Source organism: Saccharopolyspora rectivirgula DSM 43747 (assembly GCF_000497205.1).
GTDB lineage: Bacteria > Actinomycetota > Actinomycetes > Mycobacteriales > Pseudonocardiaceae > Saccharopolyspora > Saccharopolyspora rectivirgula.
Window position 1 is genome coordinate 38,135 of sequence record NZ_AYJW01000031.1, and the last position, 10,295, is coordinate 48,429.

Consider the following 10,295-nt stretch of genomic DNA (forward strand, 5'->3'; position numbering starts at 1 on the left):
ACGGCTTTTCGAGGTGGTCCGGGGAGGGCAAGAACTCGACGTCGAGGATGGTCGCACAGCTCCTCGTAGCGGTGCTTCACAGGGGAATGCGCCGTGTGCGGCGCGGGCATGCGACAGCATCACCACTCCGGAGCAGTATTAGCCGGATTAGGTGACGATGAATCGAAGCTCGAGTGCACGAAGAGCGTTCATAGCTGCTCCATAAGAGCGATAGTGACGCAGAAGCTCGCCGCCAGCCGGTGGAGCCGTTCTAGCCTCATCGAATGATCTTGAAAGGTTGAGCCGAGAGGACGACGTGGCGGTGGGTGAACGGTCGTACCGGATCGAAGTTCTCGCTGGTGGTGATCCGCTCCGCAAAGAGCGGATGACGCGAGATCTGCGCGATGCTCTGGCGGAGCTCGAGGGGGTGCAGGTCGAGTTCGCGAAAGCCGATGCGATAGCCCCGGGGAGCAAGAGCGGAGCGCTCAACGATCTCGCGTTGGTCGTGTCCTCCGGGGCTGCTGCGGTGATGTCCAGGTCATTCGCCGAGGTCCTCAAGACGGCCATCGCCGAGTGGTGCCGCAAGGAGCGGCGTCGGAAGGTGCGCATAACTCGTGGCGACTCGGAGGTGGAGATCACCGGCAAGCCTGACGCCAGGCAGGAGGAGATCATCCGGGAGTTCGTGCAGAACACAGGGGGCGACGCATGAGCCGCCCGCTGCGGAGACGTGCGCTGCTGATACACACGGAGCACTACCAGGACGGCAGGTTCCCCGCCTTGCCATCGGCCCGTGTCGACACCTGGCAATTGCGGCAAGTGCTCGAGGACCGAAGGATCGGCAACTTCGAATCCGCGCTCATCGTCGATGACCCCACTGCTGACGAAATGCGAGCAGCGATCCGCGACTTCCTCGAGGGGTGCGACGAGGACGAGCTCGCGTTGCTCTACATCAGCGGCCACGGCACCCGATTGCTGCAGACCACCGGTGAGTTCTACTTCGTGGCCGCGGACACCGACCACGAGCGCATCTCCCAGACCGGGGTCAGCGCTGGTTTCGTCAACGAGCAGTTGGAGCACTGCTGGGCTCCGCAAAAAGTCGCGATACTGGATTGCTGCCTCAGCGGTGGGTTCGCCCTCGGATTTCGAACTGATGACCGGGTGCGCGGCAGGGCGAAGTCCGCTGCTCCTGCTCTGCTGAACAGTCGCGGCGTTTACGTGCTGAGCTCTTCGGGAGCTTTGGAAGAGTCGTTCTCGGGTGTGGAATCGGAGGACGGCGCAGCTCCATCGGTGTTCACCGGAGAACTGGTCGAAGCGCTGCGCACGGGCAAAGCGAGCAGGGACGGTTCCAGTCAGGTTTCAGTGGACGATCTGTTCGAACACGTCAACTCCCGGATGCGTCACAAAGGCGGGCAGATACCGACCAAATCATCGGTCGGGGTCAACGACCGCATAGTGATAGCCAACTGCCCCGTGGGGTCTGCTGTGCCGAAACTCGTTCCGGTGGAACGGGATTCGGGCGGTGACAAGGGAAGGAGCAATGCTTCTCCGGCCGGTTCGGCCCGAAACCGGGAGCGCGCAGCCAGCTGGGGAGAACTGATCGAGTACTACCGGGAGTGCTTGCTCGTCGAAAACGCAGAAGCAGAGCTGCTGCGGGTGAGCGATCACGGTCGCAAGTACATCTGCCTCACCGGTGAAGAGAAGTTCCTGTCCGGAGAGCTCGACGCGGATGGGACGGTGGAGGCCCCACGGGAAGCCGCGAAGTTCTTGGACGAAGCGGTCAAGAACCAGGACGAGATCTGGGCTGGCTACCCGGCTGTTGTGCTGCACCACAAGCGCAACGGAGAACGGTTGAAGACTCCGTTGTTCGCGCCGCTTCTGGTACGCCGAGTTGAAATCACGACCGGAGGAGATGGTCAAGCCTTTCGACTTCGGCCGTACGGCACGGTGGTCCCGCATCCGCAGTTGGCAGCTGAGTTCCTGGGTGAAGACCAGGCCAACAAGCTCATCGAGACCTACCAGCCGACGTGGCACGCGGGACAGCACAACCTGTTGGCCACCGATGCAGGAAAATTGTTGCGGGATGAGTTCGAACTGCACTGCGTGCAGGAGCTCGATCCCAGGTTCCTGGAGAGCAGGATCGAGACGAACACACCGACCAGCGGTGCACGCAATGCAGCGGTCCTCATCCGGGTTCCGCGGGAGGACGTGGCGAACAAGAACTTGATCAAAGATCTGGAGTACATCGCCGAAAACGAGGACCAGATCGCAAAAACCGCAATGGGGGCGCTGCTGTCCGGGCCAGATGACGAACCCGTCTCCGAGGGGAACGTCATCACCCCGTTGCCGGCCAACGAAGCCCAGCTCGCCGTCCTCCGCTCTGCCATGACGCACCGGCTCACTGTGGCCACGGGGCCGCCTGGAACGGGCAAGAGCCAGTTGGTGGTCAACGCCATCGCGTCCGCGGTGGCGAACCAGCAGACAGTGCTGGTGGCGTCCACCAACAACCGAGCTGTCGACGAGGTCTGGAAGCGTTGTGACCACCTCGTGGAGAATAGCGTGGTCCGCACCGGTTCTTCCTCTCACAGCAACAACTACCGAAAACAGGAAAACGATGCCCTCAAGGAATTGCTGAAACTGACCCCCAGTGATGGTGGGAACTTCCTCGCCTGCAAGGCTGAACATGATCGAAAAGAACGCCGACGTGAAGAATTCCGGCGGCAAATCGCTCACAAGGCAGAAGTCGAACAGCAGTTGCTCGAAGTGCTGAGAACCAGGAAGCAGTGCGCTGATTCGCTAGGTCTGTCTCCTGGGGAAATCGCCGAGCTTTTGGGAAACCAGCCAGAGGACTGGGAGAAACGAGCACGTCGGCTCAGGGAATCTCGTTTCTTGGGTGAGTGGCGTCGAAAGCGTTTGTTGCGTGCGCTCGGAATGGAATCCGCACAGGACAGCAGAGCAGCGTGCGCACGCATAGCCGAGTTCGCTGCGGCGGAAGTCCAATGGCGCCAGTGTCGAGCAGAAGCGGAACTCCTGCCATCGGATGACGATCTCACAGCATCGTTGCAGAGCGCCGACGAAGAAGTTCAGAAAGCTTCCTTGGCTGTGTGGCGTTCGGCTGTGGTCGACGCGGTTTCCGGAGGAAAGCGCAAGATACAAGCTTTGGTGCAGGAAAGCGACGGCAAAAGCGATTGGCAAGAAGTTCGCGATGTTCTCCCGCACGTGCGCAGTTGGGCGACGACGAGCTTGTCGGTTCGGCGCTTCTCCACTACTCCGGGACTGTTCGACCTCGTGATCATCGACGAGGCGAGTCAGTGCTCGATCCCCCAGATGTTGCCGCTCCTGTTCCGCGCACGACGTGCGCTCGTCATCGGTGATGTCATGCAGCTCCCGCACATCACCGAGATCAAACCGGAGCACGAAGTGATCACCCGACGTCGGGGCGGGGTGAGCGCCACATATCTGGAGAAGCACAAGCTGGCTTATCGCCGGCATTCTGCCTTCCACGCAGCCGAGGGAGCGCACCGGGAGAGCCTCCTGCTCGACGAGCACTACCGATGCCACCCCGACATCGCCGCCATCGCCAACGAGTTGTTCTACGGTGGGGCACTCACCGTGCTCACCGATGTCCGCGACCGCACCTCTGCTCTTCCGGCTGTGAGGTGGCACGACATCGCGGGGCAGGCCGTGCGTTCTCGTTACGGGGACTCATGGGTGAACCCCGAGGAACTTCGAGCTGTCCGAGAGCACGTCGACTACTTGCTGTCCCAGCTCCCCGACAACGCCACGGTCGGGGTCGTGACACCGTTCAGGGCACAGCAGGAAGAACTCGCAGCTCATTGGGCGGATGAGGACCGCGTGCAGGTCGGCACAGTCCACACCTTCCAGGGAGGTGAGCGCGATGCCATCGTCTTCTCGCTCGTGGCCGGTGAGGGGATGGAGGATGGAGCGATCAATTGGATCAACAACCAGCCCAACCTCTGGAACGTGGCGATCACCAGGGCGAGATCGCACCTGGTCGTGGTCGGTTCTGCAGATCTGTGGCGCGAACGGGGAGGCACCGGGCGAGAACTCCTCCTGGCTGTGGAGGAGAGGGAAGAACTGGGCAACCGCGGAGCTTCTGGTGAGCTGGATGAACACGCCCAGCTCTTCTACGACTTGATGGCCGACAAGCGGAGTTCAGCAGTGGAACTGGGCGTCAAGCACAACGGTCATCCGGTCGACGCAGTGTTCAAGGGCGAAGACGGGGCCATCCGTCCAGTTCTCATCGATCGAGGTGCGGGCGGAGTTCCGGATGCGGAACGGCATCTCCTCCTGATGCTCCGTCGTCGAGCCTTGGTGAGTTCGCGCGACGGTTCCCCGGCCATTCGGTTGCCGGCATGGGCCCTCCACGACCAAGATGCAGCGCTCGCGGCGCTGAAGATCAGCTCAGCGGACCTTCGTGCTGCTGGCGAGTCCGTGGACTGAGAACGGAGGATCCTCGCGTAGGACCATGTCAGCACTGGAGTGCTGGTGTGGTCCGGGAGCAGTGGCAGTGGGGAGTGCGCTTCGTCGCCTCCCCACCTCTCGCGGATGTTGTCGCCGCAACCTCTCATCGAACGGGTCGGCCGGCGCAAGCTCACCATCCCGCAGCAGTGGGTCTGCGCCGTGGCGCTGGTGATCATCGAACTGTGGACGTCCGCACCGCTGTGAGCACGTTCCTGTTCCCTTGGTCCATGCAAGAGCTGGGCAGTGGCACGACCATGCTCATCGCTGCCGGGCTCTGCGCACTGGGGGGTGTCGTGTCGCAGGTGCTCGCGCCGGAAACGGCAGGGCGGACGCTGAACGAGATCGTCGCTGCGGAGAACCGGTAGCGGCTCTGCTGGCACGGAGATGGCCGGAAGCCCGCCCCGGGCACCTGCGTGCCAGCAGCTCGTTCCGCTGAAAGTCCAGAGCGAGGGGACCCGGGCTTCTGGTGAGCCGCTGAACGGGGTGAGCAGCTGGTCGGGCCGGAGCGAGCGGTTCCACGACACCCTCCCGCTCTGTGGTGGAGCCACCTCGTGACCCCAGTTGCTGCAGGTGACTGCCGCATTACCCGAGAAGCGGTACCCAGGGTGCGCACGAAGGGCAATCGTGATCTTGTGGACTTCCTGCGGCACGGGTACCGGCGGTGCATGGCGAAGATTCGCGCCGCACCGTTGCTCGGGGACGGCATACGCCAGCTGTCCCCCAGGGAACAGCGGTCCGTTGCCGCCTTGTTCGCCATGCTGCTGCGCGTTCGAGCTGCGGCGCACAGCGCTTTTCCCGAGCAGCTGCGGCTGCAGATGCTCGAATGCATCCGGGGGTACGTCTGGGGGCACCGATTTCCTCCGCAGGACGCCGTGGGCGCGGCGTTCGTCGACACCTGTCAGCGGTACGGTGTCCCCACAGGCGTGTTCGACCGGATCATCAACGGCTACACCGCTGAAGTGGCCATAGCGGGCCACCTCAGCGACGACTGGGAAGGCCTGGAGTGGCACTGCCGATCGATCGCGGGAGCGTTCGGCGAGTCAGTCCTCCCGGTGGTGGGAGTGGTTGAGGTGGAGGAGGAACTGGTCGAAGCCACCCACCTCGTGGCCGTCGGCATGCACATCACCGAACTGCTCGACCACGTCGAGGAGGACTGGATGGGCGGCCGCGCGTACATCCCGGTCGAGGTGCTCGACCGCCATCGGATCAGCGAGGACACCGGTGGCCCCGCGGAATTCCCGTGCCGATGGCACAACGCGATCCGAGAAGTCGCTCTCATGTCCGACACGTTCTTCGACGAAACGACCACGTTGATCCGTCGACTGCCGAGACGTGCAGCTGCTTGCGCGTCGTCCTGGGTCGAGGCGCACCGTGCCAGGCTGCACCGGATCACCAACAGGACGAATCTTCGAAAATCAGCTTCCTGACCGCACTTCCGGCCGCAGCGCGTGCTGGACCGCGCAGGCCGAGATCGCGTGAGAAAATCCCAACGGGAAGTGAACGAAACAATCGAAACATCATCCTCCAATGAGGACAACCATGTAGGACTAAGTGGAAAACTGCTGCGATTCAACGAGGTTCGATCGGAAGACCGTGTTCGGAGGGTCGGGTGATGTCAATGCGCAGTGCTTTCTTCGCCCGTATCGCCAATTTATCCACTTCAGACGAAGTGTTGGCTCCGAAGACGAGAACTCCGTGTCGGTCCGCCGAACCACGAACGGAGGTGATGTGGTCCCCGGGGCGCACGCTCAACTCCGCCGCGAGCACTTCCGGAGCGCGCGAAACCTGCTCCCATCCTTCGACGGAGCGCACCTCGCCGGGGTCGAGCACCAGGTATTCCACACCGGCTGCCCGACTCGGCTCGGGCAGCGCAGGAGCGGGATTGCCCAACAGGTCGTCGATGAGTAGACCGTAGAGCTCCAGGCCGGGGCGCACGTGCTCGACCATCGCGTGGATGAAGTCACCGCCAGGCCGGGCGTGCACCTCTCCGAGCACGATCGAATCCCCGTCCGCCCAGAACTCCACGTGGAAGATCCCGCGCGAGAGCCCCACCGCGCGCAGAGCCCGCTCGACCTGTTCCTGCGCGCGGACAGCGGTGGACTCGTCGAGATCCGCAGGCATGCGGTGACCGGTTTCGACGAAACCCGCTCCGGTGGTCTTGGCGGTGAGGGCCAAAACGCGCGGTTCTCCGCCGAGCATCACGCCTTCGGCGGAGAATTCCCTGCCGGGGACGTAGGTTTCGATGAGGAAAGGCGCTTCGCCGGAAATCCGGTTGATCGCCTCTGGGAGCGTCGCATTGCTGTCTACAAGCGACACTCCGGTGCTGCCCATGCCGGAACGCGGTTTGACGATCCACGGTCCGGGTCCGGTGTCGGCCATGAACTCCGCGGCCTCGGTCCGGTTCCGGACAACTCGGCAGTGCGGTTGGGCGAAACCCGACTCGCGCAGCTTCCGCCGGCACAGGTCCTTGGCGCGGATGGTGCGCACCACGGACTGGTCGTTGCCCGCCACGCCCAGTTCATCGGCCAGCGCAGCCACCGATTCCACGCACATCTCGCGGAAGGTGAGCACCGCGTCGATGCCGCCCCGGCCGGTCGCCCACTCCCTGGCCCGGGCCGGTTGGGGTACGTCGAACGCCACGAGCTCGTCCACCAGGCCAGGATCCATGGCGGCCAGGTTCCTCGGGGTGTCGGCGCCCACCAGTGCGATCCCACGCCGCCGCGCCTGAGCGCTGAGCCGCCGCATCTGGTCCCGACCGTGGGGTGTGCTCGAGGCGCAGCCCACGACCAGCACGGTTGGTCTGCTCATGGGATTCAGTCCTGCTCGAACCGAGGAGTGATCACGCCGACCGCGGTTTCCAGGGTGTTGCGCACCGACTCCGCGGAATCACCCGTGGCGAGCACCGCACCGAGCGTGCTCGACATGTAGTCCTCCGGCGGGAGGGCCACCTCGGCTCCGGCCGCTCGCTCCACGACGATGTGCCGCACCCCCGGAACGGCCAGCGCTTGAGCCAGCCCGTCCAGGCCGGCGAACACGCCGCCGCGCTCGGCCATGATCTTGTGCACACCGGCGTGGAGCACGTTCTCGGTGGTGAGTTCGGGCCGCTGCCCGGTGGCGACTTGGACAGCGTTCTCGGCGAACGACCGACCGGTGGCCATGCCCACTAGGTGGGAGGTGATGAAGTCACCGCCGACCCTGGCCGCCACCTCGACCAGCTTCGCGCTGTCCCCGGAGACCATGCACTCCAGGTGGAACGCGCAATTGTCGAGACCGATCGCCTCGATCACGGTGCGGGTCAGGCGGTGCACCGCTGCCAGCGCGGGCTCGGGAAGCGCACTGGGGAACACGTGCGCCAGTTCCAGCCGGAACGGTTCGGTGGTCTGCTTGTCCGTCACCCCGGCGATGAACACCTCGCCGTTGTGGACGAAACCTTCAACGCTGTGCTCGGTCCCCTCCAGGAACTGCTCGATGATCAGCTCGTTGGGGTTGCCGCTGAAGACCCGGTCTACTTCGGGGCGGGTGTAGCGGATCAGCTCGCCGTAGGCCGGTTCGAGGTCGTCCTCGCCCCGCAGCACGAAGATGCCCTTGCTCCCGGACGCGGACGTCGGCTTGAGCACCGCCGGGTAGCCGATCTCCGCGGCCGCTTTGACCAGCGACTCCCAGTCGCTCACCTTGGCGTAGCGGGGAATCGTGTCGGGGTGGGCGGCGAGCGCCTCGCGCATCAAGTACTTGTTGCGCGCGATCCGCGCGGCTTCGGGCGACGGGGCGGGCAGGCCCGAGCGGGCCGCGATCCGGCTCACCGACTCCACATCGCGGTCCGACCACGTCATCACGCCGGCGAGTTCGTGCTCGGCGCAGACCTTGGTCACCGCCGCGTCCACCGCCTCTGCGTCGTAGGTGTCCACCTGGTGCACCGCGCGCACGATCCCCCGGGGAAGACCGGGAGGAACGCTGTCGGCGATGAGCACCACCCCGTACCCCTGGCGGTGCGCTGCTTCCAGGGCGGCCCCGTGCTCCAGGTGGGTGCGACGCAGGTTGAGGTAGAGGACGACCGGGTCAGCCATGCGCTTCTTCCTTCAAGATCAACTTGGTCGGGTCATTGTAACGGGCTTGGTACCAGGAGTTGTCGAAATCAACGACGTCCAGGGGCGGGACTCCGGAGGCCAAGTGGTCGGCGTGGGCCTGGTAGAAGACCCGCAGTAGCTCGCCGATGGCGATCGCGCTGCGCAGGTCCGCGATCGTATAGGCCTCTCCACCCCAGGCCCGCATCAGTCGGAAGTCGTGCACTCCGGGACGATTCGCCCCGGCTAGCTCGATGCCGAAGGGTACGCGGATGGCGTAGCGCACCCCGTGCGCGACGTGGCCGGTGTGGTGCTGGTCGGACCAGTCGGTCACATCCGACATGGTGGGCGCGAAGAACCAGTCCCGCTCAGCTGCCCGGTGGTGCATGCCCGAGCTGTGCGGCAGGTAGTGCCACCCGTTGTAGCGCATCCGCGCGCTGATCGCCCGAAGTGCTTGGGGGAGTTCTGCCGGGGCTTCGGCGAATCGCCGCACGAAATTGCTGCTGGGTGTGACGCAGCAGTAGAACGCGTTGGTTCCCCAATCAAGGGGTTCGAGTCTGTTCTGGCTGATCGCGTTGCTCAGCGCACTGATCTTGCGGGGACCTCGGGACATCCCGACGTCCGAATTCGTGGCCTCGGTTCCGGACAGCACCACATCGTGCAGCACCTGCTCGAACCGGCTGGTGAACCCCTCTTCCCCCGGGGCGTGCAGCAATGGCATGGCCTTCGCGCACGCTTCGCGGAGTTCGGCGAAGTCCGCAGGCACCTCGACACCGAGATGGACCGCCATCGTCTCGGTGACCGCCGATGGCACGTGAGCCAGCTGAACCGGTTCTTCGGTGAGATGTTCCTGTTTGTTCAGGTTCAACCCGCGGATGACGCGATATGCGCGTTTGCCCCTGCTGAGAGCAGAATCCCTTCCCCGTGCGCAGGCTTTCGCCAGAACGTGCAAACGTTCAGCGGGTGCCATTTCCTCCGTGTCAGGTATTTCGGCATCGTAGTCGGCCAACTTGCTGCGCAGGAATGATTCCAAGCTATCTGGTCTCAACTGGACTCCGTTGAACTCCTCGACGCGAACGGCAGGGCCGGAGGAGCTCAACGCGTGCACGCAAACCAAGAAGCAAGCGTCAGTGGTATCCCAGTCTTCCACCGGCGTGTGCTCGAGACCGTTCAGGACGCAGCGAGGCGAGTCCGCTTTCAGCGACTTGCCGACCAGGTTTCTGGGCTTGCCCAGATTGGTGTAGTGGCGATTTCCAACGTAGAGCAGCACGGGGGCCATGTGGAGGAGGCAGAACCGCACTCGTTCGATCATGACGTCGACTTCTGCCCGCGGCAGGGTCAACAGCCATGCTTTGAGCTCTTGGTCTTCGGCTTTTTCCGCTCGATCCAACGAGATCAAATCTTCAGTCAATCCGATTGGGCGGCCATTGGGCCACCCCACGGAACCCAACTGGTAGTCCGCATCCGAGGCTTCAACACCATCCGGTACCAATCGCAGTCGTCCGGTGAGCGTCAAGGCAAGTGTGTCCCCAGTAGATGGTGGGATCAATTCGGCCTGCTGTTGAACGGCGACTTCGAGAAGGCGGGATTCTACCGATGTCAGTGCTTGCAGTCCGATGTTGATGGGTGTTCGATCGCCCAGCGATGCCGCGTGATGTGCTGCGTCGGCGACAGTTCTCTTGGCTCGGCATTCTTCCACCACTGCTCTGACGAGTGCGGGAAAGCCATCGGAGCGCAAAATACCCACAGCGCAACTCCAGGTGTGGACGGAGG

7 protein-coding genes are annotated in these 10,295 nt (G+C 63.8%); 4 read left to right on the top strand and 3 right to left on the bottom strand.

From position 1 onward, the window contains the following. Positions 1-277: 277 nt before the first annotated feature. The 4 genes from SREC43747_RS0110640 (at position 278) to SREC43747_RS0110660 (ending at position 5,888) form a co-directional block, all read left to right on the top strand. Positions 278-688 (top strand): effector-associated constant component EACC1, encoded by a 411-nt coding sequence (locus tag SREC43747_RS0110640; protein ID WP_236623133.1) that lies wholly within the window; start codon positions 278-280, stop codon positions 686-688. Beyond that, positions 685-4,440, top strand: a complete 3,756-nt coding sequence (locus SREC43747_RS0110645; RefSeq protein ID WP_037331762.1) for a caspase, EACC1-associated type — start codon at positions 685-687, stop codon at positions 4,438-4,440. Before SREC43747_RS0110640 ends, SREC43747_RS0110645 begins: the two co-directional genes overlap by 4 nt. 248 nt (positions 4,441-4,688) lie before the next feature. After that, positions 4,689-4,826 (top strand): hypothetical protein, encoded by a 138-nt coding sequence (locus SREC43747_RS21940; RefSeq protein WP_236623134.1) that lies wholly within the window; start codon positions 4,689-4,691, stop codon positions 4,824-4,826. A 300-nt stretch (positions 4,827-5,126) separates the two neighbouring features. Next, positions 5,127-5,888, top strand: a complete 762-nt coding sequence (locus tag SREC43747_RS0110660; RefSeq protein WP_152528384.1) for a squalene/phytoene synthase family protein — start codon at positions 5,127-5,129, stop codon at positions 5,886-5,888. Positions 5,889-6,030: 142 nt separating this feature from the next. Here SREC43747_RS0110660 and SREC43747_RS0110665 read toward each other — a convergent pair whose 3' ends face one another. From SREC43747_RS0110665 to SREC43747_RS21040, 3 genes are all read right to left on the bottom strand, one after another. Next, the gene (locus tag SREC43747_RS0110665; RefSeq protein WP_081722525.1) at positions 6,031-7,269 is read right to left on the bottom strand and encodes an ATP-grasp domain-containing protein; all 1,239 of its coding nucleotides are present in this window, start codon (positions 7,267-7,269) and stop codon (positions 6,031-6,033) included. A gap of 5 nt (positions 7,270-7,274) precedes the next feature. After that, positions 7,275-8,525, bottom strand: a complete 1,251-nt coding sequence (locus SREC43747_RS0110670) for an ATP-grasp domain-containing protein (protein ID WP_029721232.1) — start codon at positions 8,523-8,525, stop codon at positions 7,275-7,277. Then, on the bottom strand, positions 8,518-10,295 hold a 1,778-nt coding region (locus tag SREC43747_RS21040), incomplete at its 5' end, for a hypothetical protein (protein WP_236623135.1). The genes SREC43747_RS21040 and SREC43747_RS0110670, both read right to left, overlap by 8 nt.